Raw genomic sequence first — 24778 nt, forward strand, 5'->3', positions numbered from 1 at the left:
GAGTGAGGCACTGTCCGGGCTGCCGCCCTTCGCGCCCGCGCAACCCGGCATCCGCCCTCGGGCGCCTCCTCAGCACCAGTCGGCCGCCGCCCGCTGCAACCACTCGTGGGCCCGCGCGATATGGGGCATCGCGAGCGTCCCGGTGCGCACCACCAGGAAGTACGTGCGCAGCGGCGGCACCGCCGGCTCGTGAAGGGCGACCACGTCACCCCGCTCCAACGCGGCCGCGCACAGATAGCGGGGCAGCACGGCCAGTCCCGCGCCGGCGACGGCGCACGCCAGAACCGCACGCAGGTCGGGGACGACGACCGTGCCCGGAGCGGCCGGGCGGGAGTCGAAGACGGAGGCCCAGTAGCGGGAGACGAAGGGCAGCGACTCGTGCACCTCCACCACGGGTACCTGCTCCAGGGCCGGTTCCGGTTTGCGGTCAGGCTGCCCGGCGCCGATCTGTTCGGCCCAGCGCGGGGCGGCGACCAGAACGTGTTCCTCGTCGCAGAGCGCAGTCGCCGTGAGCAGGGCACCGCGCGGACGGGCCGTGCTGATGGCCAGATCATGATGCCCGGCGGAAAGCCCTTCCAGCGTTTCCTCGGCGTTCCCGAAGGAGGCGCGCAAGGCGAAGCCCTGACCGTCCTCGCCGGTCAGCTCCGTGAGGGCGGGCAGGGCTCGTTCCGCGGTGAACTCCGGTGGTCCGGCGAGGTGCAGGGTCCGTAAGGAGGAGTCGTCGTCGAGGCCGGTCTCGGCGATCTCCACCAAGGCGTCGAGATGCGGTGCGGCCTTGTGGGCGAGCTCGTCGCCGATGCTCGTCGGGGTCACGCCGCGGGCCTGCCGCAGGAACAGGGGACGGCCCAGCTGCCGTTCCAGCGTGCGTATCTGTGAGGTGACGGCCGGCTGGGAAAGGCCGAGCAGGGCGGCGGCGCGGGTGAAGGAACCGGCCCGGTGCACGGTCACGAAGGTCCGCAGCAAGGCCAGATCCACACCGCTCTCCCCTCGTCGGTCCCGCTCCCGGCCCCCCGACCGCGCTCAACTATAAATAAGTCGATAGGTCTCTGTCGCTACTGTGATTGGACACTGACAGAGAGTCAACTAGCCTTGGTCGCGCGGTTCTTGCGCGCGGAACCGGGGGACGGTCCGAGCCACGAGGGGGGAGGCTCGGACCGTCCATGGGGGGATCGTCAGGCTGCCGACGCGTCCAGCGCACGCAGCACATCCGCCACCAGATCCTCTGGATCCTCGGCGCCCACCGACAGGCGGATGAAGCCTTCCGGAACCGCGTCGCCGCCCCAGCGCCCGCGCCGTTCGGCCGTGGACCGCACTCCGCCAAAACTCGTCGCGTCGTCCACGAGCCGCAGGGCGTCGAGAAATCGGTCGGCACGCGCGCGCGTGGGCAGCGTGAACGACACCACGCACCCATAGCGCCGCATCTGCCGCGCGGCGACCTTGTGCGCGGGGTCGTCCGGAAGTCCGGGGTAGCGCAGCCCGGTCACTTCGGGCCGCTCGCGCAGCGCCTCAGCGACCGCCAGGGCCGTCGCGCTCTGCCGGTCGACCCGCATCTGGAGCGTCGCGATCGAACGGTGCGCGAGCCAGGCCTCCATCGGCCCGGGAATCGCACCGACGATCTTGCGCCAGCGGCGTACGGCGGCCATGGTTTCGGGGTCCCGGCCGACGACGTAACCCAGGAGGATGTCGCCGTGACCGGTGAGCTGCTTGGTGCCGCTGGCCACCGCGAAGTCGGCGCCGAGCTCCAGGGGGCGCTGGCCGAGCGGTGTGGCGAGGGTGTTGTCGACGGCCACCAGGGCGCCACGCGCGTGTGCCGCCTCCGCGAGCCGCCTGATGTCGCACACGTCGAGGCCGGGGTTCGACGGGGTCTCGATCCACAGCAGCTTCGCGCCGTCGAGGACGTCGAGCTGGGCGTCACCGCCGGTCGGGGCGGTGCGCACCTCGATGCCGTACGCCTCGAGCTGGGCGCGCACCAGGGGCAGCGCCTGGTAGCCGTCGTCGGGCAGGACGCACACATCCCCGGCGCGCAGCTGGGAAAAGAGCACGGCCGAGATCGCTGCCATGCCGGAGGCGAACACGAGGGTCTCGATACCGTCCTGGCCGGGCGCCTCCAGCTCGCCGACGGCGCGCTCCAGCAGCGTCCAGGTCGGGTTCTCGTCACGGCCGTAGGTGTAGGGGCCGGTGGGCTCGCCCGGTAGGTGGTAGTGGGCGGCGAACACGGGCCCGGGCAGGGTGGGCTCGTACTTGGCAGGCTCGGGCAGCCCGGCCCGCACCGCGCGTGTGCCGTCACCGGCGCCCGCCGCCACCGGGGCCATCTCGCGCCCCGCACGGCCCGCGGCACCGGCCGCCGGACCGGCGTCACCCCTCACCTCGTGCGCGTCGCCCGTCGCGGATTCATTCATGCCGCCTGTCCCTCCACGTCCTCACGCACCGCGGCGAGCAGACCGGCGCTCGCCGCCTCCACCATCTCAAGGCACTCCTCGAAGCCCTCGGCGCCTCCGTAGTAGGGGTCCGGCACGTCGAGGTCGTCGCCCGCGACGGGGTCGTACGATCGCAGCAGGCGCACCTTCTGCGCGTCCTCTTCCGTGGGTGCGAGGCGGCGCAGCGCCCTGAGGTGGCCGGCGTCGAGGGCGATGACCAGGTCGAGGCGGAAGAACCACGACGGCTGGAACTGGCGGGCCGTGTGCCCGGTGGCGTAGCCGTTCTCCGCGAGGACGGCCATCGTGCGCGGGTCGGCGCAGTCGCCCTCGTGCCAGCCGCCCGTGCCGGCGCTGTCGACCTCGACCAGACCGCCGAGACCGGCCTCCGCCACGCGCGCGCGGAAGACGATCTCGGCCATCGGGGAACGGCAGATGTTGCCCGTGCAGACGAAGCAGACGCGGTACGTCATGCTCGCTCAGTCCTTGTCGGGCAGGACGACGTTCAGCGCCCAGGAGACGACGGAGATGATCAGGCCGCCCAGGACGGCCGTCCAGAAGCCCTCCACGTGGAAGCTGAGGTCGAGCTGGTCGGCCAGCCACGAGGTGAGCAACAGCATCAGCGCGTTGACGACCAGGGTGAACAGGCCGAGCGTCAGTATCAGCAGCGGGAGGCTGAGGAGCTTGACGACCGGCTTGACCAGGAAGTTCACCAGACCGAAGAGCAGCGCGACGATGATCAGGGTGCCGATCTTCTTGCCCGTGCTGTCACCGGTCAGGGTGATTTTGTCGAGCAGCCATACGGCGACCGCCAGGGCACCCGCGTTGGCGATCGTCTTGACTAGGAAATTCATCATGTGTCTGATCGTGGCAGACCTGATCGGACATGGGCACGAGAGGCAGGGGCGGACAAGGCGATGAAGGCATTCCGGCTGGACGAACTGGAGGCGGAGCGCGCCGCCAACGAGGGCGCCTACCTGCAGTTTCTGCGGGAGCAGAACATGTCGGTCGGCCTGTACGCCCTCGATGCGGGCGACCAGGATCCACAGAAGCCGCACAATCAGGACGAGGTCTACTTCGTTGTGAGCGGCCGTGCCGCGATCACCGTCGGCCTGGAGACGACGCAGGTGGCACGCGGCAGCGTGATCTACGTACCGGCCGGCGTCGCGCACAAGTTCCATCACATCACCGAGGACCTGAGGGTGCTGGTGGTCTTCTCTCCGCCCGAGAGCTGACGGTCCGTCTCCGGGTTCCCTAGGGGTTCGGTCAGGGGGAGACAAGGGGCGCGAGGCCCCCGCCGGGCCCCTCCCGGACCTAGCATCGAGTGCAGGACATCAGAGATCCAGAAGGACCGACAGGACCCGGCACTCGAACGGGCGGAGAGGCAAGGACGAGGGCGATGCGAGAGATCTTCACGGGACTGCCGTGGTGGGTGAAGTGGATCGCGGTGCCGGTCATCGCCCTGGTCGTGTTCGGCGGGCTGATCGCCAGCGTGGTCGGGTTCGTGATCGGACTGCTCTTCAAGGTGCTGGTCTTCGTGGCGCTGGTCGGTGGACTGATCTACGTCGTACGGAAGTTCACGTCGAGCTCCTCGTCGCGCAGCGACTGGTGAGACCGGTGGGAAACCGGTGGGGGTAGCGGGAAACACCCGGCGTCACCGGTTCCCTCGGCCGGGGGAAGTTTCCGTTCCGGGGCGTCTGCGTGCGGTGGCAGACGAATAGAGTCCGGAACTCGACGCGGGGACATCCCCGCGAGCGGCGTACACCCTCACCCGTGTCCATCGGCACGGTCTACCCCCTCGCGCTTCGGGAGTGACCCTTGGCCCCGGCTGACACCGCACGTGTCCACCTGCACACCGTCCCCGCGCAACCCCGCTCGGCGCCCCCCTCCGAGCAATCGCCTCCCGCCACGCCGCCTCCTCCGGCGACCCTCATCGGGTCCGTGCAGCGCGCGATGCGCCTGCTGGAGACGGTCGCGGCGCACGAATACGGCGCCCCCGCCAAGCAACTGGCCCGGGAGACCGGGCTGGCCCTGCCCACCACCTACCACCTGCTGCGCACCCTCGTGCACGAGGGCTATCTGTGCCGGGACAAGGGCCTGTTCTTCCTCGGCGAGGCCGCCGAGCGGCTGAGCAGCAGCGGGGCACGGCAGAAACGTCGCAGCACGGTCGTCGACGCCCTCGCGCACTGGCGGGACACGCTCGGTGTGCCCGTGTACTACGCGGTGTACCGCGAGGGCGAGATCGAGCTCATGTGCGTCTCCGACACCCCGGCCAATCCCGCGGTCGAGGAGTGGGCCGACTTCCGGGAGACCGGGCACGCGCACGCCATCGGGCAGTGCCTGCTGTCCCAGCTGGACGAGGAGGCCCGCCGGGACCACCTCGACCGCTATCCGGTGCAGGCGCTCACGCCGTACACCGTGCGGGACAACCACAGCCTGCTGCGCCGTTTGGAGCGAGTACGGCGGATGGAACCTGTGACCGAGCGTCAGGAGTACGCCCTGGGCGCCGTCTGCGCGGCTATTCCGCTCACCCTCGGCACCACGGCCGCCACGATGGCCATCTCCCTGCCCGCCCACCAGGAGCACCGACTGCTCCCCGCGGCCCGGCAGTTGCAGAGCGAGATCGGAAGTCTGCTCGGCTCGCTCGCACTCTCTATCAGTATGTGAAAACTCACTCCTTGTGATCTGCTGTGTACGTTCAGCAAGATTCCACAAGTGTCAGAGGTTCGTTCCCGGCCAGTCCACGGCGAATGACGGGGTTAGCGATGCGCGAGTCCGTACAAGCAGAGGTCATGATGAGCTTTCTCGTGTCCGAGGAGCTCTCCTTCCGCATTCCGGTGGAGCTGCGCTATGAGACCAGTGATCCCTATGCCGTCAGGCTGACCTTCCACCTGCCCGGTGATGCCCCGGTGACGTGGGCTTTCGGCCGGGAGCTGCTGATCGACGGGGTCGGCCGGCCGTGCGGGGAGGGCGATGTGCGGGTCACGCCCGTCGAACCGGACGCGCTGGGCGAGGTGCTGATCCGGCTTCAGGTGGGTAGTGACCAGGCGCTGTTCAGGTCGTCGACGGCACCGCTGGTCGCTTTCCTCGACCGCACCGACAAGCTGGTGCCGCTGGGCCAGGAGGGCTCGCTCGCCGACTTCGACGCCCATCTCGACGAGGCCCTGGACCGCATCCTGGCGGAACAGGGCGCCGGCTGAGACATCCGTCGGCGGCATGGTGGAGTAACGCTTCACCGGATGCCGCCGAGCTGAGCAGGAACGCTTCTCCGTAGGGTGGGACACATGGCTTCGGAGTGCGAGAGCCGTCAGCGCTTGCGGCGTCGGCCCTTGCCCCCGCGTGCCGGGGCCGCGGAGGCCTCCACGGCGGGCTGCACGGCGGGCTGCACTCCCGGGCGGTCGGCCGAGACCACCAGCGCGGCCAGGGCCGTGGTGACCGGCACCGAGGCGACCAGCCCGATCGAACCGATCAGCGTGCGCACGATCTCCTCCGCGACCAGCTCGCTGTTGGCGACCGTCCCGACACTGCTCTGCGCGATGGAGAACAGCAGGAGCAGCGGCAGGGCGGCACCCGCGTAGGCGAGGACGAGCGTGTTGACGACCGAGGCGATGTGGTCGCGGCCGATCCGGATCCCCGCGCGGTAGAGGCCGCGCCAGCCCATGGACGGATTGGCCTCGTGCAGCTCCCAGACCGCCGACGTCTGCGTGACCGTCACGTCGTCGAGCACACCCAGCGATCCGATGATGACGCCGGCCAGCAGCAGACCGCTCATGTCGATCGTCGGGTAGAGGCCGTGGATCAGACCGGTGTTGTCGTCGGTGTTACCGGTGAGCGCCGCCCAGCCGATGAACAGCGAGCCGAGAACGCCGATCAGCAGCAGGGAGATGAGGGTGCCGAGCACCGCCACGGATGTCCGGGCCGACAGGCCGTGACACAGATACAGGGCGATGAGCATGATGGCGCTCGCACCCACCACCGCCACGAGCAGCGGGTTCGAGCCCTGGAGGATCGCGGGCAGGATGAAGAGGTTCAGCACCATGAAGCTGATGGCCAGTGCGACCAGGGCCATGACACCCCGCAGTCGCCCGACGACCACGACGGCCAGGGCGAAGATGCCGGCGAGCAGCGCCATGGGCAGGCGGCGGTTGATGTCGGTGACGGAGTACTGGAGGTCCTTCGGCGCGGAGGGCTCGTAGGCGACCACGACCTCCTGGCCCTCTTCCAGCTGGCGGGACTGGTCGGGCTGGACGATCTCGGTGAAGGTGCGGCCCTTGTCCTTGCCGCTGTCGACCCGGATCGTCGCCCGCTTGCAGGTGCCGTTCTCCTGCTGCACCGCGGAGGAGCCCTCGGCGGTGGACGTGTCGCCGGTCGGCGGGACGCCCGAGGCGCCGGCCTCCTTGCAGCTCACCTCCACGACCTTGGTGACCGAGGCCTGCTGCGTCTGCCGGTCGAAGCCCACGCCGGTGCGCTCGTGCGGCGGGGCGCCGCCCGGCCACAGCACGGCGAGACCGATCAGCACGGCGGCGGCGAACGGGATCAGGATCGCCGCGATGACCTTGCGCAGGTGCATGGAGACGGGCGTGGCAGGACCGTGGCTGTGAGTGTGCGAGTGCCCGTGGCCGCCGCCGGGTGCGGGGTCGGGGTCGTTTCCGTGACCATGCCCGTCGCCCCCACCGGGCCCGTGACCTCCGCCGTGCCCGTGGCCCCCACCGGGCCCGTGACCTCCGTTGGGCCCCCGGCCTTCGCCGTGCCCCTCGCCACCACCGGGACCGTGACCGCTGCCGGACCCCTGGCCTCCGCCGGGCCTGTCGCTCTCTCCGCGGCCGGGACCGTCCCAGCCTCCGGGGCCGGGACCGTACGCACCGGAGGCACCGGACGGGCCGGAAGGACCGGCACCCTGCCCGTTCTCGGGACCGGTCCTGTGCCCGTGCGCTTGTCCCCGGGCAGGACCGAGTCCGCCCTGGGCGGCGAAATCGTGCTCGTGCCCACGGCCGTTGCCGTTGCCGGCGCCGGATCCGCGGGGCGGTTCGGGCGGTGGGTAAGGAGGACGCTGCATCGTGGTCACCGACCGATCATCGCAAGAACGAGGGGGGCCCTCTGTTCACCGCGCCAGAATTGCCGCTAGCGTGGAGGCACCTTTTGTACACGCGGGAGCTCGGAGCACCGGGCTGAGAGGGCGCTGACCTCCGTCCCAGCGATGTTTCACATGAAACATCACCGAAGTCGAGTGATGTTTCACACGGAACGTCGGCAGACGGAAGCCGCTGCGTCGACCGCCGAACCTGTTACCGGGTAATGCCGGCGTAGGGAGTAGGTCTCATGACCAACAAGGACGCACGCACGCCTGCCTCCGTTCAGGACGAACAGTCCGAGGAGGCCGGGAAGTCCATCGGCTGGCACAAGGCGTACGTCGAGGGCACCCGCCCCGACCTGCGCGTGCCGGTCCGTCAGGTGCATCTCACCAACGGGCAGTCGGTCACGCTGTACGACACGTCGGGCCCGTACACCGATCCGCTCGTCGACACCGACGTCCGCAGGGGCCTGCCGCCGCTGCGCGAGAACTGGATCATCGCCCGTGGCGACACCGAGGAGTACGCGGGCCGACCCGTCCGTCCCGAGGACGACGGCATCAAGCACACCTCGCCGCGCGGCGGCCTGCGCAACCTCGACGCCGTCTTCCCAGGACGGCCGCGCCAGCCGCGCCGCGGGAGGGACGGCGAGGCGGTCACGCAGCTCGCGTACGCCCGCCGCGGCGAGATCACGCCCGAGATGGAGTACGTGGCCATCCGGGAGAACGTTTCGCCCGAGGTGGTCCGTGACGAGATCGCGGCGGGCCGGGCGGTGCTGCCGGCCAACGTCAACCACCCGGAGATCGAGCCGATGATCATCGGCAAGCGTTTCCTGGTGAAGGTCAATGCCAACATCGGCAACTCGGCCGTGACGTCCTCCATCGAGGAGGAGGTCGAGAAGATGACCTGGGCGACCCGCTGGGGCGCCGACACGGTCATGGACCTGTCCACCGGCCGTAACATCCACACCACGCGCGAGTGGGTGCTGCGCAACTCCCCCGTCCCCATCGGCACCGTGCCGCTCTACCAGGCCCTGGAGAAGGTCGACGGCCGGGCCGAGGAGCTGACCTGGGACATCTACAAGGACACGGTGATCGAACAGGCCGAGCAAGGCGTGGACTACATGACCGTCCACGCGGGTGTCCGCCTGGCGTACGTGCCGCTGACGGCCAACCGCAAGACCGGCATCGTCTCGCGCGGTGGCTCGATCATGGCCGCCTGGTGCCTCGCGCACCACAAGGAATCGTTCCTGTACGAGAACTTCGAGGAGCTCTGCGAGATCCTCGCCGCGTATGACGTCACGTACTCCCTCGGCGACGGCCTGCGGCCCGGCTCGATCGCGGACGCCAACGACGAGGCGCAGTTCGCGGAGCTGCGCACCCTCGGGGAACTCAACCGGATCGCGAAGCGTTTCAACGTACAGACCATGATCGAAGGCCCGGGCCACGTCCCGATGCACAAGATCAAGGAGAACATCGACCTTCAGCAGGAGATCTGCGATGAAGCTCCGTTCTATACGCTCGGCCCGCTGACCACCGACGTCGCGCCGGCGTACGACCACATCACCTCCGGCATCGGTGCCGCGATGATCGCCTGGTGGGGCACGGCGATGCTGTGTTACGTCACGCCCAAGGAGCACCTGGGCCTGCCGAACCGTGACGACGTCAAGACCGGCGTCATCACCTACAAGATCGCCGCCCACGCAGCGGATCTCGCCAAGGGACATCCGGGTGCCCAGGAGTGGGACGACGCGCTGTCCGACGCCCGTTTCGAGTTTCGGTGGGAGGACCAGTTCAACCTCGCCCTCGACCCGGACACGGCACGGGAGTTCCACGACGAGACCCTGCCGGCGGAGCCCGCGAAGACGGCTCACTTCTGCTCGATGTGCGGTCCCAAGTTCTGCAGCATGAAGATCTCGCAGGACATCCGCCGTGAACACGGCGGCACCCAGGCCGAGATCGAGGACGGCATGGCCCAGAAGTCGAAGGAGTTCGCGGCGAGCGGGAACCGCGTGTACCTGCCCATCGCGGACTGATCCGTCCGCACACAGGCCGAGGGCCGGGGACCGGTGGTCCCTGGTCCCCTGGCCCGCGGGGGCGAACCGGCCTGCGGCACCGACCCGATGGCTACTCCGGCTGGTGTTCCGGTCCTCCGAAGTCCGGGCTGGTGTAGTCCGGGCTGCTGAAGCTCGGCCGCGAGCCGCGGTCGCCGTCCTCCGGGCTGGTGAAACCCGGGCGGTCGTAGCCGAGGTGCGGGATGCGGCTGACCGGCGTGGACGGGGACGTATGGTGCAGCGCGGCGGCGGAGCTCGGGTCGACGAGGGCCTCCCGGAGGAAGGGCAGGATGCCGCGTTCCAGCAGGGCCTCGCGCCAGGCCTCCCTGGCCCGGTCCACCTCCCCGTGCAGTTCGCCGTGCGGGCCGCCCTCGGCCGTCGGCTTGTTGCGCAGGGCGGTGATCAGCAGTCCCACCGCGGCGACGAGGATCGCGACCGCTGTCACGGCACCGAACACCCAGCCCGTGGTGAGCATGGTCCGGGCGAAGGCCTGCTCGGGGTTGAGCATCTGGAGGATGTAGCCGACGAGCAGGAAGATCGCCGCGGCGGTTCCGGCCAGGACGGGGGCGAGGACGGCGACGACCGCGACGGCGCCCGCGCCGGCGGTCTCGGCGACCTCGCCCATGGTGGCGGCGAGACCCGCCGCGCCCGTGTCCGGCTCGGAGGAGCCGGATGCGCGCACGGCCGGTTGGTGGGACGGCGCCGGCTGGCGCGTTTCCTCACGGACCTTGACGTAGTGCTGGTACTCGGTCGACGCGGCCGCCGTGATGAGCGCGGTGGCGTTCAGCGCCATGGTGCGCAGTTGCTCGGGGTTGAGCCGCTGTCCGACAGCGGCCAGTTCCGGACGGTGTGGTGCGGAGCGCAGCGCCTCATCGAGGATCCGCTCGTATTCCTGGCGGTCCTCGCTCAGCAGGTGCTGCGGAACGCTGTTCATGTGCATCCCCCGATGCTCCGTAGGGCTTGGGGCTCGGCATGCTGACGAGCCGTCGGGCAGAAACGGAGGGGAGCCTGCTACGGATAAGCCGATGGTAGAGCCGTGAAGGTGGGCGGTGACAGGGGGTTTACCGAAATTGGCCCCTCACCGGTCCGGTCCTCTGACGGGAAACGCCTGTCCGGTGAACGTTCACGTACCCAGCGGCAGTTGCTGGACCAGCAGCTTTCCGGCCATGGTCACGCCGCCGTCCATGGCGATGGCGAGTCCGTCGGCGTAGACGTGCGGTCCCTCGACCACGGGGTCGGAGTTGTCCTCGTCCTCCTCGGAGCCGACCTCGCCCAGCAGATAGGGAATCGGGCTGTGGCCGTGAACGATGCGGGTGCCCCCGTACGTATCGAGCAGGGAGCGCACGGCGTCCGCTCCGCCCTCGTCGCGGAAGGAGAACCGCTTGGTGAACTTGCGGAACAGGTCCCAGACCTCGTCCGCGTCGTTGCGTGTGAGCGTCTCGCGGACGGTGTCGTTGACCTCCTCGATGGAACGGCCGTAGTCGAGGTAGGCGGTGGTGTCGGAGTGAACGAGCAGGTGGCCGTCGACCTCCTCGACGGCGTCCAGACGGGCCATCCACTGCAGGTGGTGGTCCTGGAGGCGGTCCATGTCCGTCTTCTGGCCGCCGTTGAGCAGCCAGGCCGCCTGGAAAGTGGCGGTGCCCGCGCCGGAGTTCACGGGGGTGTCGCCGAACCGCTTGGCGCCGAGCAGCAGCAGCTCGTGGTTGCCCATGAGCGCCTTGCAGTAGCCGCCCGCCGCGGCGGCCTCGGCGGACAGCCGCATCACCAGGTCGATGACGCCGATGCCGTCCGGGCCGCGGTCGGTGAAGTCGCCGAGGAACCACAGCCGGGCGGTGCCCGCGCACCAGTTGCCGGCGGCGTCGAGGAGGCCCTTCTCCTGAAGGGCGGCCACCAGCTCGTCGAGGTAGCCGTGCACGTCGCCCACGACGTACAGCGGGCCCTGCCCGGTGTCGGCCTGTGGCGCTGCGGCGGCCTCGGGGTCGACGGTCACCTGGACGGTGTCGCCCCGGTTGATCACGGGCAGATCGCGCTCGGTCGGCGTGTACCCCTCGGGGTAGGTCTCCCCGGGCGGCGGGGCGACCTCGCCCGGGTGGGCGCTGTGGACGTACGGACCGGCCTCGTGGACGTACGCGGGCACCCGGAAGTCGCGCAACGTCGCCGTCCGCTCCACCTCGGGTCCCTGACCGGCCCCCTGAGTCATCGACCCCTCCACCATCGCGCCGCATCTGCACCGCATCGGACTGCCTGGTCGTAGCGGTCCGTCGGTGTCGTGGGCCCATCATAGGAATGCGGATCGCGCCATGTGATGACCCAGGGGTGGTGAATCAGAGCAAGAGTCCAGTTCACCGCGGCTTTCGCCCCGATTGGGCCGGGCTTTGACCACCGTGTGACCGTCCTCGCTTTCCTTCTCTTCGCGAGAACGATCCCTTCTCTCCGGGGGACCGGCCCTGTTTCTCCCCAGGAGTGCGAACTTCCCTTCACCCGGGTGTAGCGGTCTACGTCTCCTCGGGTGACCGGGGCGGGCTGACCGTCGTGCGCGGCGAGCGCCGCTGGGACGACGTGCGCACGATCAGCTCCGTCGGTATCACCTGCTCCACCGGACGGTCCGAATCCGCCCCCTCGATGGCGTCGATGAGGAGCTGCACGACCGCTGTGCCGATGCGGCGCGGTTTCAGGGAGAGCGTGGTGATGGGCGGCTCGGTGTTGGCGTACACGGTCGACTCGCTGCAACAGACCAGCAGCAGGTCGTCCGGTACGCGCAGGCCGTAGCGGCGGGCGGCGGCGAGCAGGTCGGTGCCGTTCGGGTCGAACAGTCCGTAGACCGCGTCGGGCCGGTCTGGACGGGCCAGGAGCCGGTCGGCGGCCACCGCGCCCGCGCACGGATCGTGCGCCGGGTAGGCCTCGTACACCGGATCCTGGCCGACGCGCTCGCACCAGCGCAGGTAGGCGGTGGTCGACAGGTGGGTGTACGTGTCGGTCGTCGTCCCGGTCAGCAGGCCGATGCGGCGGGCGCCGGCGGCGGCCAGGTGGTCGAGGATGCCGAGGACGGCGGCCTCGTGGTCGTTGTCGACCCAGGCCGTGACCGGCAGTGAGCCGGCCGGGCGGCCGTCGGAGACGACCGGCAGACCCTGCCGGACGAGTTCGCTGACCACCGGGTCCTGGTCGGAGGGGTCGATGACGACCGTGCCGTCCAGGGCGACGTTCGACCACACGTCGTGGCGGGAGGTCGCGGGCAGGATCACGAGGGCGTAGCCGCGGGCGAGCGCGGCGGAGGTGGCGGCCCGCGCCATCTCGGCGAAGTAGGCGAACTCGGTGAAGGTGAAAGGTTCATCCCCGTACGTCGTCACGGTCAGGCCGATGAGTCCCGACTTGCCGGTACGGAGGGTCCGGGCGGCGGCCGAGGGGCGGTAGCCCAGCCGGTCGGCGACCTCGCGGACATGGCGCCGGGTGGCGTCCGGGAGCCGGCCCTTGCCGTTGAGGGCGTCGGAGACGGTCGTGATGGACACTCCGGCGGCGGCGGCCACGTCTCTGATACCCGCCCGACCCGGCCGACTGCCTCGACGTGAGGTTTCCGCGCGGCTCACCTGGTGCTTCCCTGCTGCTGTCATGGCGAGCCGATAGTAGGGCTCATGCGGTGGGGTAGTGCGGACGCATATGCGCACGTTGACAGGCACGTTTCTGCATGATCATTTAACATCAATTGCTTTGGAAACCAAGGACGTTGGGCGCTTCCATGCCAGTAGGTGTCTTGTCGGCGCGCACGGGCCTGCCAAGTGGCTGATGTTGCGAAGAGGTCTCAACTCACCTGCACGGGGGATGCGCGCCACGGCGTGCACCACCGGCGCGTAGATATATGTGCGGCGCGCCCCTGGATTCATACGCCTTCGTACGGCGATGCCCCTGATGCCGGTGGGACCCAGGGGGTCTGCGTTCGTCGCTCCGTCGTGGCTATACGCAGCGGCGCCGAATCCTCATAAGGTGAGGAGTATTGGATGTCGGCGGCGGTCATGGGCCGCCGGTCTTCGCGAGGAGGACTGCGGTGAGCGAGACGAGCCCCAAGCTGCGCGCCGAGATGGAGGGGATCCCCACCTACAAGCCGGGCAAGCCGGCCGCGGCGGGCGGGCCGGTGGCCTACAAGCTGTCCTCCAACGAGAACCCCTACCCGCCGCTGCCGGGCGTGCTGGAGACGGTGACGGCGGCGGCCTGCAACTTCAACCGCTACCCGGACATGGCCTGTAGCGGGCTGATGAACGAGCTGTCCGAGCGGTTCGGCGTGCCCCTCTCCCACCTGGCCACCGGCACCGGGTCGGTCGGTGTCGCCCAGCAGCTGATCCAGGCCACCTCCGGCCCCGGCGACGAGGTCATCTACGCCTGGCGGTCCTTCGAGGCGTACCCGATCATCACGCAGATCAGCGGCGCCACGTCAGTGCAGGTGCCACTGACGTCCGGTGATGTACACGACCTCGACGCGATGGCCGACGCGATCACCGACCGGACCCGGCTGATCTTCGTCTGCAACCCCAACAACCCGACGGGCACGGTCGTGCGGCGGGCGGAGCTGGAGCGCTTCCTCGACCGGGTGCCCGGTGATGTGCTGGTGGTGCTTGACGAGGCCTACCGCGAGTTCATCCGCGATCCCGAGGTGCCGGACGGTGTCGGGCTCTACCGTGACCGGCCCAACGTCTGTGTCCTGCGGACCTTCTCCAAGGCGTACGGCCTCGCCGGCCTGCGCGTCGGGTTCGCCATCGCCCACGAGCCGGTGGCCGCGGCGCTGCGCAAGACGGCAGTCCCGTTCGGGGTGAGCCAGCTCGCGCAGGAAGCGGCGATCGCCTCGCTGCGTGCCGAGGACGAACTGCTCGGCCGGGTCGGCTCGCTGGTGTGTGAGCGCACCCGCGTGGTCGACGGGCTGCGCGCCCAGGGCTGGACGGTGCCCGAGACCCAGGCCAACTTCGTGTGGCTGCGGCTGGGGGAGCGCACGGTCCCGTTCGCGGAGGCGTGCGAGCAGGCGGGTGTGGTGATCCGGCCGTTCCCGGGTGAGGGTGTGCGGGTCACGGTCGGGGAGGCCGAGGCGAACGACATCTTCCTGAAGGTGGCGGAAGGGTTCCGCAAGGAGCTGTAGGGCTCCGCGAGCCAGTTCAGGCGTCCAGGAGCCAGGGGAGGGCGAGGGCTTCGCCGTCGGTCCAGAAGGCGACGGTGCCGGGCTCGACGACCTCCCTGGCGCCTGTTTCACGTGAAACCGACACTGGTCGGTGCCTGCATGCCGTCGATTCAACAATATGTTGAAGTCCGAGCCGAGGGGGCGAAATGTGACGGGGGAGACAGGGGACCCCCTCCAGGACTCGAAAGTGCGTGCTGCATAATGGCTTGTGAATGTGAACGCTTTCACAAGCGTATGTAAGGAGCGGCGACGTGGACCTCGCTTTGGCGCCGGAGACCCTGGCGCGATGGCAGTTCGGCATCACCACCGTCTACCACTTTCTGTTCGTCCCCCTGACGATCTCGCTGGCCGCCCTCACTGCGGGACTGCAGACCGCCTGGGTGCGGACGGAGAAGGAGAAGTACCTCCGGGCGACGAAGTTCTGGGGCAAGCTCTTCCTGATCAACATCGCGATGGGTGTGGTCACCGGCATCGTGCAGGAGTTCCAGTTCGGCATGAACTGGTCCGACTACTCACGCTTTGTCGGTGACGTCTTCGGCGCGCCGCTCGCCTTCGAGGCCCTGATCGCCTTCTTCTTCGAGTCCACCTTCATCGGCCTGTGGATCTTCGGCTGGGACAAGCTGCCCAAGAGGATCCACCTGGCCTGCATCTGGATGGTCTCGATCGGCACGCTGCTGTCCGCCTACTTCATCCTTGCCGCGAACTCGTGGATGCAGCACCCGGTCGGTTACCGGATCAACGAGGAGAAGGGCCGGGCCGAGCTCACCGACTTCTGGCTGGTGCTGACCCAGAACACCACGCTCAACCAGGTCTTCCACAGCTTCTCCGCGGCGTTCCTGACGGGCGGCGCCTTCATGGTGGGGATCGCCGCCTTCCACCTGCTGCGCAAGAAGCACATCCCGGTGATGCGGACCTCCCTCCGGCTCGGCCTGGTCACCGTCGCCGTCGGCGGCCTGCTCACCGCGGTCAGCGGGGACACTCTGGGCAAGGTCATGTACGAGCAGCAGCCGATGAAGATGGCCGCTGCCGAAGCGCTGTGGGACGGCGAGAAGCCGGCGCCCTTCTCGGTGTTCGCGTACGGGGACGTCGACAAGGGTCACAACAAGGTCGCCCTGGAGGTACCCGGCCTGCTCTCCTTCCTGGCCCACAGCGACTTCGAGTCGTACGTGCCCGGCATCAACGACACCAACAAGGCCCTCCAGGAGAAGTTCGGCCCCGGTGACTACAAGCCCATCGTCCCGGTCGCCTACTGGGGCTTCCGCTGGATGATCGGCTTCGGCATGGCGTCGTTGGCGATCGGCCTGCTGGGGCTGTGGCTCACCCGGAAGAAGTTCCTGCTGCCGGCGGCCTGGCGGACCGGGGAGGACGAGGTGCCGCATCTGGTCCTGTTCCGGAAGCCGCTCCAGCCGCGACTCACCCGCCTGTACTGGCTGGTGGCGGTCTGGACGATGGCCTTCCCGCTGATCGCCAACTCCTGGGGCTGGATCTTCACCGAGATGGGCCGCCAGCCGTGGGTCGTCTACGGCTTGTTCCAGACGCGGGACGCGGTCTCCCCCGGTGTCTCCCAGGCCGAGGTCATCACCTCGTTGATCGTCTTCACCACGCTGTACGCCATCCTCGCCGTCATCGAGGTCAAGCTGCTGGTCAAGTACGTCAAGGCGGGCCCGCCGGAGCTCACCGAGGCCGATCTCAACCCGCCCACGAAGATCGGCGGCGACTCCCGTGACGCCGACAAGCCGATGGCCTTCTCGTACTAGGCCGAGGGAGCTGCACAGTCATGGAACTGCACGACGTCTGGTTCGTCCTGATCGCCGTCCTGTGGACCGGCTACTTCTTCCTGGAGGGCTTCGACTTCGGGGTCGGTGTGCTCACGAAGCTGCTCGCCCGCAACCGGCCCGAGAAGCGGGTGCTGATCAACACCATCGGCCCTGTCTGGGACGGCAACGAGGTGTGGCTGCTCTCGGCGGGCGGCGCGACCTTCGCCGCCTTCCCCGAGTGGTACGCCACGCTCTTCTCCGGCTTCTACCTGCCGCTGCTGCTCATCCTGGTCTGCCTCATCGTCCGGGGTGTGGCCTTCGAGTACCGCGTCAAGCGGCCCGAGGAGAACTGGCAGCGCAACTGGGAGACGGCGATCTTCTGGACCTCGCTGATCCCCGCGTTCCTGTGGGGTGTGGCCTTCGGCAACATCGTGCACGGTGTGAAGATCGACCAGGACTTCAACTACGCCGGCGGCGTCCTGGACCTGCTCAACCCGTATGCGCTCCTGGGCGGTCTCGTCACGCTGGCGCTGTTCACCTTCCACGGAACGGTGTTCGTCGGGCTCAAGACTGTCGGGGAGATCCGGGAGCGGGCGCGGAAACTGGCGCTGCGCGTCGGTCCGGTGACCGCCCTGCTGGCCCTCGCCTTCCTGCTGTGGACGCAGTCCGACCGAGGCGACGGGGCGTCGCTCGTCGCGCTGGTCGCGGCCGTGGCGTCGCTCGTCGTGGCGCTGATCGCGGCGCGGGCGAGGCGTGAGGGCTGGGCGTTCGCCCTGTCGGGACTCACCATCGTGGCCACGGTGGCCATGCTCTTCCTGACGCTGTTCCCGAACGTCATGCCGTCGACGCTGAACCCGGACTGGAGCCTGACGGTCACCAACGCCTCGTCCAGCCCGTACACGCTGAAGATCATGACCTGGTGCGCGGCGATCGCCACTCCGGTCGTGATGGTCTACCAGGGCTGGACGTACTGGGTGTTCCGCAAGCGCATCGGTACGCAGCACATCGCCGAGACCGTGCACTGAGGTGTGTTTCACGTGAAACCAATCGATCCGCGTCTCCTCCGGTACGCCCGTGCCACCCGGGTCTTCCTGGTGGCGGTCATCGCCCTGGGGGCGATCGGGGCGGGGCTGGTCATCGCGCAGGCGATGCTCATCGCCGAGATGGTGGTCGGCGCGTTCCAGCACCGCATGGCCGTGTCCGAACTCGCCACTCCCCTGTTGCTGTTGACTGCTGTCGCGGCCGGCCGGGCGCTGGTCGGCTGGCTCACCGAGCTCGCCGCGCACCGGGCGAGTGCGGCGGTGAAGTCCGAACTGCGGGGACGGTTGCTGGAGCGTGCCGCTCAGCTGGGGCCGGGCTGGCTGAGCGGACGGCGGACCGGTTCGCTGGTCGCTCTGGCCACCCGGGGTGTCGACGCCCTCGATGACTACTTCTCGCGGTATCTGCCGCAGTTGGGCCTCGCGGTGGTCGTGCCGGTGGCGGTGCTGGCGCGGATCGTCACCGAGGACTGGGTCTCCGCGGCCATCATCGTGGGCACCCTGCCGCTCATCCCGGTCTTCATGGTGCTGATCGGCTGGGCCACCCAGTCGAGGATGGACCGTCAGTGGCAGCTGCTGTCGCGGTTGTCCGGGCACTTCCTGGACGTCGTCGCGGGGCTGCCGACGCTGAAGGTCTTCGGGCGGGCCAAGGCGCAGGCCGAGTCGATCCGGCGGATCACCGGCGCGTACCGGCAGGCGACCATGCGGACGCTGCGGATCGCCTTCATCTCCTCCTTCGCGCTGGAACTGCTCGCGACGATCTCGGTGGCGCTGGTCGCCGTGACGATCGGCATGCGGCTGGTGCACGGCGAGATGGACCTGTACATCGGCCTGGTCATCCTGATCCTGGCGCCGGAGGCGTATCTGCCGTTGCGGCAGGTCGGGGCGCAGTACCACGCGGCGGCGGAGGGACTCGCCGCGGCGGAGGAGATCTTCGAGGTTCTGGAGACGCCCGTTCCGGCGTCCGGTTCCGGGGCTGTGCCGGCGGGTGCGCTGGCTTTCGAGGGGGTGACCGTCCGCTACCCGGGGCGGTCGGCGGACGCCGTGTCGGACGTGTCCTTCACCGTCGAGCCCGGTGAGACGGTCGCGCTGGTCGGGCCGAGCGGTGCCGGCAAGTCGACGCTGCTGCACGTCCTGCTCGGGTTCGTGTCACCGGCCGAGGGGCGGGTGCGGGTCGGGGGAGTCGACCTCGCCGACGTGGACCCGGAGCAGTGGCGGTCCCGGATCGCTTGGGTGCCGCAGCGGCCGCATCTGTACGCCGGGACGATCGCCGAGAACGTACGGCTGGCGCGGCCCGAAGCCGACGACGACGCCGTACGGCGGGCGCTGCGGGACGCCGGGGCGCTGGAGTTCGTGGACGCGCTGCCCGAGGGTGCGGACACCGTGCTCGGCGAGGACGGGGCCGGGCTGTCAGCCGGGCAGCGACAGCGGCTCGCGCTGGCCCGGGCGTTCCTCGCGGACCGGCCCGTGCTGCTGCTCGACGAGCCGACGGCCGCGCTGGACGGGGCCACCGAGGCCGAGGTCGTGAGGGCGGTACGGCGGCTGGCGGCCGGGCGGACGGTGCTGCTGGTGGTGCACCGGCCGGCGCTGCTGGGCGTGGCCGACCGGGTGGTGCGGCTGGCGGAACCCGAGACCGCCCTGGTTCCTGGCGCGTCCTCCGCGGTGTCTGTCGTGCCTTCCCCTGTGCCCGTCACATCCTCCGCGGTCCGGAACCCCGGAATGGTATCCGCCGAGGTCGAGTTGCCCGCCGCGGCCTCTCCGGCCGAGCCCGGCGGTCGGCCTGCTTCGGGCGGGGTCCTCGCGCGCGTTCGTGCCATGTCCGGTGCCCGGCGGGGGCGGCTGGGACTCGCGCTGCTGCTCGGGAGTCTCGCGCTCGGGAGTGCCGTAGGGCTCATGGCCACCTCCGGGTGGCTGATCTCGCGGGCCTCGCAGCAGCCGCCCGTGCTGTACCTGATGGTGGCTGTGACGGCGACGCGGGCCTTCGGGATCGGGCGGGCCGTGTTCCGGTACGCCGAGCGGCTGGTCTCGCACGACGCCGTGCTGCGGATGCTGGCGGACACCAGGGTCGCGGTGTTCCGCAGGCTGGAGCGGCTGGCGCCCGCCGGACTGCGCCGGACCCGCCGGGGCGATCTGCTGTCCCGGCTGGTCGCGGACGTGGACGCGTTGCAGGACTACTGGCTGCGGTGGCTGCTGCCGGCCGGGGCGGCCGTCGTCGTGTCGGCCGTGTCCGTCGGCTTCACGGCGTGGCTGCTGCCCGAGGCCGGAGCCGTGCTCGCGGCCGGGCTGCTGGCGGCGGGAGCGGGCGTGCCACTCGTCACGGGTGCTGTCGCGCGGCGGGCCGAGCACCGGCTGGCGCCCGCCCGCGGCGTGCTCGCGACGCGGGTGGCCGATCTGCTCACCGGAACCGCGGAACTGACCGTCGCGGGTGCCCTCCCCGCGCGGACCGCCCAGGCACGCGAGGCCGACGGGGTGCTCACCCGGATCGCCTCGCGCGGCGCCACCGCCACGGCACTCGGCGACGGGCTCACCGCGCTGATCTCCGGCCTGACCGTCACGGCCGCCGCCCTGGTCGGCGCGCAGGCGGTCGCGGTCGGACGGCTGGACGGCGTGACCATGGCCGTCGTCGTCCTCACCCCGCTGGCCGCCTTCGAGGCCGTGCTCGGGCTGCCGCTCGCCGTGCAGTACCGGCAGCGGGTACGCCGGAGCGCCGAGCGGGTGTACGAGGTGCTGGACGCCCCGGAGCCCGTGGCGGAGCCCGAGCAGCCCCGGCGGATGCCCGCGTCGCCGTTCCCGGTCGCCGTCAAGGGGCTGGCCGCGCGGCACGCGGGGCAGGACCGGGACGCGCTCGCCGGGCTGGATCTGACCCTCGAGGAGGGCCGCCGGGTCGCCGTGGTCGGACCCTCCGGCTCCGGCAAGACGACGCTGGCGCAGGTGCTGCTGCGCTTCCTCGACGCGGACGCGGGTTCCTACACGCTGGCGGGCGTGGACGCCTACGCGCTGCACGGCGACGACGTGCGACAGCTCGTCGGGCTGTGTGCGCAGGACGCGCACCTCTTCGACAGCTCGCTGCGCGAGAACCTGCTGCTCGCCAAGAAGGACGCCACCGAGGACGAACTGCGTGCCGCGCTCGGCCGGGCCCGGCTGCTGGACTGGGCCGCCGGCCTGCCCGGCGGACTCGACACTCTGGTCGGCGAGCACGGGGCGCGGCTGTCGGGAGGGCAGCGACAGCGCCTCGCACTGGCCCGGGCACTGCTCGCCGACTTCCCCGTCCTGGTGCTCGACGAGCCCGCCGAACACCTGGACCTGCCGACCGCGGACGCGCTCACCGCCGACCTGCTGGCCGCCACCGAGGGCCGCACGACGCTGCTCATCACGCACCGGCTGGCGGGTCTGGAGGCGGTCGACGAGGTGATCGTGCTGGACCAGGGACGTGTCGTGCAGCGCGGGACCTACGCCGAGCTGGTGGCCGTGGACGGGCCGTTGCGGGAGATGGCCGAGCGGGAGGCGGCTTCGGAGTCCTTGGTGGCCGTGCCTTAGCGGGGTCACGACCGGCACCGCACTGAGCCGTTCGGGGTAACCGGTCCCCCAGCCGTACGACGTGAACAGGGCCGGGCCGGCCGGTCTGGGCGACGATCACTGACATGCGCTCATATCGCCGCCACCGGCTGCTCGTTCCGGTTCTCTTGTGCGCCCTGGCGGTCCTCGCGGCCCGGCCGACGGCGGCGCACAAGGAGTCCGGGAGCGGCACCGGCGGGGACTCGGGCCTCAGCGCCGAAGTGGCGCGGCTGTACGAGGAGGCCGCGGTGGCGACGCAGCAGTACGAGGCCGGGCGGGAGGAGGCGGAGGAGCAACGGGCCCGAGCCCAGCGGGCCGAGGAACTCCTGGACGGTCAGCGGCGGCACATCGCCGCCCTGCACGAGGACCTGGGCAGGATCGCCCGCGCCCAGTACCGATCCAGCGGTGGCCTGCCGGTGGCCGCGCAGATGATCCTCGCCGACGGTCCCGATGATCTGATGCGAGGTCAGCACGCTTTCTCACAGACGAATCTGGCCGTGAACAACGCGATCTCCAAGAGCCGCCGGGCCGAGGCACGGCTCGCCGCGGACGAGGCCAAGGCCGCGGCCCACTGGCAGGCGCTGGAGAAGCGGAACGCGCAACTCGCCGGCCTCAAGGCCGACATCGAGCAGAAGCTGGAAACGGCACGCTCGCAGCTCCAGGGGCAGGCGGACGCCTCGGTCGCAGCCGGGGCGTGCCGCGGGGCCGTGCGGCTCGACCAGCCGGAGACGGCCTTCCCGAGCGCCTGGGTCGCGCCCGTGGAGACGTACGAGCTGTCCGCCTCCTACGGCAGCGGCGGTGCGCGGTGGTCCAGCAGGCACACCGGGCAGGACTTCGCGGTGCCGATCGGCACGCCGGTGCGGGCCGTGGGCGAGGGCCGGGTGGAGAAGGTGTCCTGCGGAGGGCCCTTCGGCATCGAGATCGTGCTCAGGCACGCGGGCGGCTACTACACGCAGTACGCCCATCTCGCGTCCGTCGCGGTCGACCAGGGGGAGCACGTCAGCCCCGGCCAGTGGATCGGCCAGTCGGGCAGCACGGGCAACTCCACCGGACCACACCTGCACTTCGAGGCCAGGGTCACGCCGGAGATGGGCTCGTCCGTCAACCCGGTGTCATGGCTGGCGGCACGAGGGGTGTCGCTCTGACCCCGGGGAGAGCCGCACACAGCCGAGCCGCAGGCCGGAGCCGCCGCGACGGCTACGGCAGTTCCGTGAGCAGCCGCTCGATCACGACCGCCACCCCGTCCTCGTTGTTCGCGACCGTCCGTCCCGAGGCCGCGGCGACCACGTCCGGGTGGGCGTTGCCCATCGCGTAGGACCGGCCCGCCCAGGTCAGCATCTCGACGTCGTTCGGCATGTCACCGAAGGCGACGACCTGCTCGTGCGAGATGCCGCGCTCGGCGCAGCACAGGGCGAGCGTGCTGGCCTTCGACACACCGGGGCCGCTGATCTCCAGCAGGGCGCTGGGGCTGGATCGGGTCACGTTGGCGCGGTCGCCGATGGCGAGCCGGGCCAGGGTCAGGAAGGCGTCGGGATCCATCTCGGGGTGGTAGGCCAGGATCTTCAGCACCGGCTCCCCGGCCGCGCGGTGGTCCGGCGACAGCAGTTCCTCCGCCGGGGCGAGGCTGTCGGGGGTCTCCATGTGCAGCTTCGGATAGGCCGGCTCCTGGTAGAAGCCGTACGTCTGTTCCACCGCGTACACCGTGCCCGGAGCCGCATCACGCAGCAGGCGTACGGCGTCCAGCGCGTTCGCCCGCTCCAGCTCCCGTACCTTCACGAACCGGTGGGAGCCGGGGCCACCGTGCAGGTCGACCACGGCGGCGCCGTTGCCGCAGATCGCCAGGCCGTGGCCGTGCACGTGGTCGCTGACGACGTCCATCCAGCGGGCCGGGCGGCCCGTGACGAAGAAGACCTCGATGCCCGCCTCTTCGGCGGCGGCCAGCGCGGCCACCGTGCGCGGGGACACCGACTTGTCGTCGCGCAGCAGGGTGCCGTCGAGGTCGGTGGCGATCAGTCGCGGGGGAAGGGTACCGGCCGCGGTCTCGGGCTGTCGGGTCGCTGAGGTCACCCGGCCATTGTCCCGCATATGCCTGCACGGGCGTGCGGGAGTCCGCACAGGTGAGTGGATACCGCCCTCACCAGGAACGTCTCGAAGGCATCACCGCAACTGCGCCGGCGCTTCCATGGTGATCTGCTCGAACGCCTTCTCGTCCGTCGCGAAGGGCGAGTCGGGGATGGGCCAGTGGATCACGATCTCCGTGAAGCCCAGTTCCTTGTGCCGGCCGGCGAAGTCGACGAAGGCGTCCAGGGACTGGAGCGGACCGCCGCGCTCCGGCGTGAATCCGGTGAGCAGGACCTTGTCGAGATCGGTCATGTCCCGGCCGATCTCGGCACAGATGTCGGCGAGCTTCTCCGCCTGCCCGCGGATGGCCTGAACCGACTGTTCAGGAGTGCCGTTCTCGTAGAGCTTGGGGTCGCCGGTGGTCACCCACGCCTGCCCGTACCGGGCGGCGAGCCGCATCCCGCGTGGGCCGGTCGCGGCCACCGCGAACGGCAGCCTGGGGCGCTGCACACAGCCGGGGATGTTCCGTGCCTCGTGGGCCGAGTAGAAGTCGCCCTCGTACGACACCGCGTCCTCGCTGAGCAGCCGGTCGAGCAGCGGGACGAACTCGGCGAAGCGATCGGCGCGCTCGCGCGGGGTCCACGGCTCCTGGCCGAGCGCGGTGGCGTCGAAGCCCGAGCCGCCCGCCCCTATGCCGAGAGTGACCCGCCCGCCGGAGATGTCGTCGAGGGAGATCAGCTCCTTGGCGAGGGTCACCGGGTGCCGGAAGTTCGGCGAGGTGACCAATGTGCCCAGCCGCAGCCGGTCGGTGACGGTCGCGGCGGCGGTGAGGGTCGGTACGGCGCCGAACCAGGGGCCGTCCCGGAAGCTGCGCCAGGACAGGTGGTCGTAGGTGTACGCGGTGTGGAAGCCGAGTTGCTCGGCACGGGTCCATGCCGTACGGCCGCCTTCCTGCCAGCGGCGGTAGGGGAGGATCACGGTGCTCAGACGCAGACTCATGGCATCGAGCCTAAGGGAGCGCTGTGGGTGGCCCGTGTTTCACGTGAAACATTCACCATGGGCGGCTCGCCCCGCACAGCACGTCAGCGAGGCCCGGGAAGGCGCAGATACCGTGCCGGTACAGCCTGGGTCAGCCACACGCCGTTCGCGCTCACCTGGAAGACATGGCCGTCGCGGTGCATGGCGGCCGCGTCCACGGTCAGCACGACAGGGCGGCCACGGCGGGCGCCGACGCGGGTCGCCGTCTCCCGGTCGGGTGAGAGATGCACGGCGTGTCGGTTCATCGGCCTGAGTCCCTCGGCCCGGATCGCGTCCAGGTTGCGGGCGACGGTGCCGTGGAAGAGGTACGCGGGCGGGGTCTGCGTCGGCAGCCCGAGGTCGACCTCGACACTGTGGCCCTGGCTGGCGCGGATCCGGGTGCCCTCGACGGCGAAACGCCGTTTGTCGTTGGTGGCGACGACGTGGTCCAGTTCGGCGCGGGTGAAGGGAAAGCCATGTGCGGCGGCTGCGGCGATCAGCGTGTCGATCTCGACCCAGCCGGCTTCGTCCAGTGCCAGCCCGATCCCCGCCGGCTGATGGCGCAGATGCTTCGAGAGGTACTTCGACACCTTCACGGTGCGTCTTTCGTCCATTCCCTCAGGGTGCGGGAGAGACCTGAATCACGCGATCGAGTTT

General features: G+C 70.1%; 21 protein-coding genes. 10 read left to right on the forward strand and 11 right to left on the reverse strand.

Annotation, left to right across the window (positions count from 1 at the left end):
• Positions 1–69: 69 nt before the first annotated feature.
• From ABFX81_RS10145 to ABFX81_RS10160, 4 genes are all read right to left on the reverse strand, one after another.
• On the reverse strand, positions 70–975 hold the full coding sequence (locus ABFX81_RS10145; RefSeq protein WP_086847956.1) for a LysR substrate-binding domain-containing protein: 906 nt from the start codon (positions 973–975) through the stop codon (positions 70–72).
• A gap of 197 nt (positions 976–1172) precedes the next feature.
• Positions 1173–2399, reverse strand: a complete 1227-nt coding sequence (locus ABFX81_RS10150) for a cystathionine gamma-lyase (RefSeq protein WP_428837155.1) — start codon at positions 2397–2399, stop codon at positions 1173–1175.
• Positions 2396–2887 (reverse strand): arsenate reductase/protein-tyrosine-phosphatase family protein, encoded by a 492-nt coding sequence (locus ABFX81_RS10155; protein ID WP_086847955.1) that lies wholly within the window; start codon positions 2885–2887, stop codon positions 2396–2398. The genes ABFX81_RS10150 and ABFX81_RS10155 overlap by 4 nt, the downstream gene beginning before the upstream one ends.
• A 6-nt stretch (positions 2888–2893) precedes the next feature.
• On the reverse strand, positions 2894–3271 hold the full coding sequence (locus ABFX81_RS10160; protein ID WP_086847953.1) for a phage holin family protein: 378 nt from the start codon (positions 3269–3271) through the stop codon (positions 2894–2896).
• A gap of 60 nt (positions 3272–3331) precedes the next feature.
• Here ABFX81_RS10160 and ABFX81_RS10165 point away from each other — a divergent pair, with 60 nt between their 5' ends.
• The 4 genes from ABFX81_RS10165 (at position 3332) to ABFX81_RS10180 (ending at position 5614) form a co-directional block, all read left to right on the forward strand.
• A complete protein-coding gene (locus tag ABFX81_RS10165; RefSeq protein WP_010032823.1) occupies positions 3332–3649 on the forward strand; it encodes a cupin domain-containing protein in 318 nt (105 codons plus the stop codon).
• Between the two features lie 164 nt (positions 3650–3813).
• On the forward strand, positions 3814–4026 hold the full coding sequence (locus ABFX81_RS10170; protein WP_020271174.1) for a DUF5326 family protein: 213 nt from the start codon (positions 3814–3816) through the stop codon (positions 4024–4026).
• 206 nt (positions 4027–4232) lie between these two features.
• Positions 4233–5081 carry an IclR family transcriptional regulator gene (locus ABFX81_RS10175; protein ID WP_381041688.1) on the forward strand — a complete coding sequence of 283 codons (849 nt, stop codon included), beginning with the start codon at positions 4233–4235 and terminating at the stop codon, positions 5079–5081.
• Between the two features lie 98 nt (positions 5082–5179).
• Positions 5180–5614 (forward strand): SsgA family sporulation/cell division regulator, encoded by a 435-nt coding sequence (locus ABFX81_RS10180; RefSeq protein WP_031115219.1) that lies wholly within the window; start codon positions 5180–5182, stop codon positions 5612–5614.
• Between the two features lie 107 nt (positions 5615–5721).
• Here ABFX81_RS10180 and ABFX81_RS10185 read toward each other — a convergent pair whose 3' ends face one another.
• On the reverse strand, positions 5722–7479 hold the full coding sequence (locus ABFX81_RS10185) for a YibE/F family protein (RefSeq protein WP_086847950.1): 1758 nt from the start codon (positions 7477–7479) through the stop codon (positions 5722–5724).
• Between the two features lie 254 nt (positions 7480–7733).
• Between ABFX81_RS10185 and thiC the strand changes: the two genes are divergently transcribed.
• Entirely contained in the window at positions 7734–9518 is a 1785-nt protein-coding gene (thiC, locus tag ABFX81_RS10190; protein ID WP_346137923.1) for a phosphomethylpyrimidine synthase ThiC, read from the forward strand.
• A 91-nt stretch (positions 9519–9609) separates the two neighbouring features.
• Here thiC and ABFX81_RS10195 read toward each other — a convergent pair whose 3' ends face one another.
• The 3 genes from ABFX81_RS10195 to ABFX81_RS10205 form a co-directional block, all read right to left on the reverse strand.
• Positions 9610–10476, reverse strand: coding sequence for a hypothetical protein (locus ABFX81_RS10195; RefSeq protein ID WP_086849128.1), 867 nt, complete (start codon positions 10474–10476; stop codon positions 9610–9612).
• A gap of 183 nt (positions 10477–10659) precedes the next feature.
• Complete coding sequence (locus ABFX81_RS10200; protein WP_086849126.1) at positions 10660–11751, reverse strand: metallophosphoesterase; 1092 nt, start codon at positions 11749–11751, stop codon at positions 10660–10662.
• Between the two features lie 280 nt (positions 11752–12031).
• Positions 12032–13144, reverse strand: a complete 1113-nt coding sequence (locus tag ABFX81_RS10205; RefSeq protein WP_086849124.1) for a substrate-binding domain-containing protein — start codon at positions 13142–13144, stop codon at positions 12032–12034.
• 431 nt (positions 13145–13575) lie between these two features.
• Between ABFX81_RS10205 and hisC the strand changes: the two genes are divergently transcribed.
• The 5 genes from hisC to ABFX81_RS10230 all read left to right on the forward strand — a co-directional run bounded on the left by hisC (position 13576) and on the right by ABFX81_RS10230 (position 22188).
• Entirely contained in the window at positions 13576–14655 is a 1080-nt protein-coding gene (gene hisC / locus ABFX81_RS10210; protein ID WP_086849123.1) for a histidinol-phosphate transaminase, read from the forward strand.
• 290 nt (positions 14656–14945) lie between these two features.
• On the forward strand, positions 14946–16451 hold the full coding sequence (locus tag ABFX81_RS10215; protein ID WP_086849121.1) for a cytochrome ubiquinol oxidase subunit I: 1506 nt from the start codon (positions 14946–14948) through the stop codon (positions 16449–16451).
• A gap of 20 nt (positions 16452–16471) precedes the next feature.
• On the forward strand, positions 16472–17476 hold the full coding sequence (cydB, locus tag ABFX81_RS10220; RefSeq protein ID WP_086849119.1) for a cytochrome d ubiquinol oxidase subunit II: 1005 nt from the start codon (positions 16472–16474) through the stop codon (positions 17474–17476).
• A gap of 12 nt (positions 17477–17488) precedes the next feature.
• Positions 17489–21025, forward strand: a complete 3537-nt coding sequence (gene cydD, locus ABFX81_RS10225) for a thiol reductant ABC exporter subunit CydD (RefSeq protein ID WP_086849117.1) — start codon at positions 17489–17491, stop codon at positions 21023–21025.
• Between the two features lie 104 nt (positions 21026–21129).
• Positions 21130–22188, forward strand: a complete 1059-nt coding sequence (locus tag ABFX81_RS10230; RefSeq protein ID WP_086849115.1) for a peptidoglycan DD-metalloendopeptidase family protein — start codon at positions 21130–21132, stop codon at positions 22186–22188.
• A gap of 52 nt (positions 22189–22240) precedes the next feature.
• On the opposite strand, the gene ABFX81_RS10235 is transcribed toward ABFX81_RS10230, so the two are convergent.
• From ABFX81_RS10235 to ABFX81_RS10245, 3 genes are all read right to left on the reverse strand, one after another.
• The gene (locus ABFX81_RS10235; protein WP_346137924.1) at positions 22241–23128 is read right to left on the reverse strand and encodes a Cof-type HAD-IIB family hydrolase; all 888 of its coding nucleotides are present in this window, start codon (positions 23126–23128) and stop codon (positions 22241–22243) included.
• Between the two features lie 72 nt (positions 23129–23200).
• Positions 23201–24103: an LLM class flavin-dependent oxidoreductase gene (locus ABFX81_RS10240; protein WP_086849112.1), complete on the reverse strand. Its 903-nt coding sequence runs from the start codon at positions 24101–24103 to the stop codon at positions 23201–23203.
• A gap of 83 nt (positions 24104–24186) precedes the next feature.
• Positions 24187–24735, reverse strand: coding sequence for an RNA 2'-phosphotransferase (locus ABFX81_RS10245; protein WP_086849111.1), 549 nt, complete (start codon positions 24733–24735; stop codon positions 24187–24189).
• Positions 24736–24778 lie beyond the last annotated feature (43 nt).

Origin of the sequence: Streptomyces coeruleofuscus (assembly GCF_039532725.1) — a bacterium.
Classification (GTDB): Bacteria; Actinomycetota; Actinomycetes; order Streptomycetales; family Streptomycetaceae; genus Streptomyces; species Streptomyces coeruleofuscus.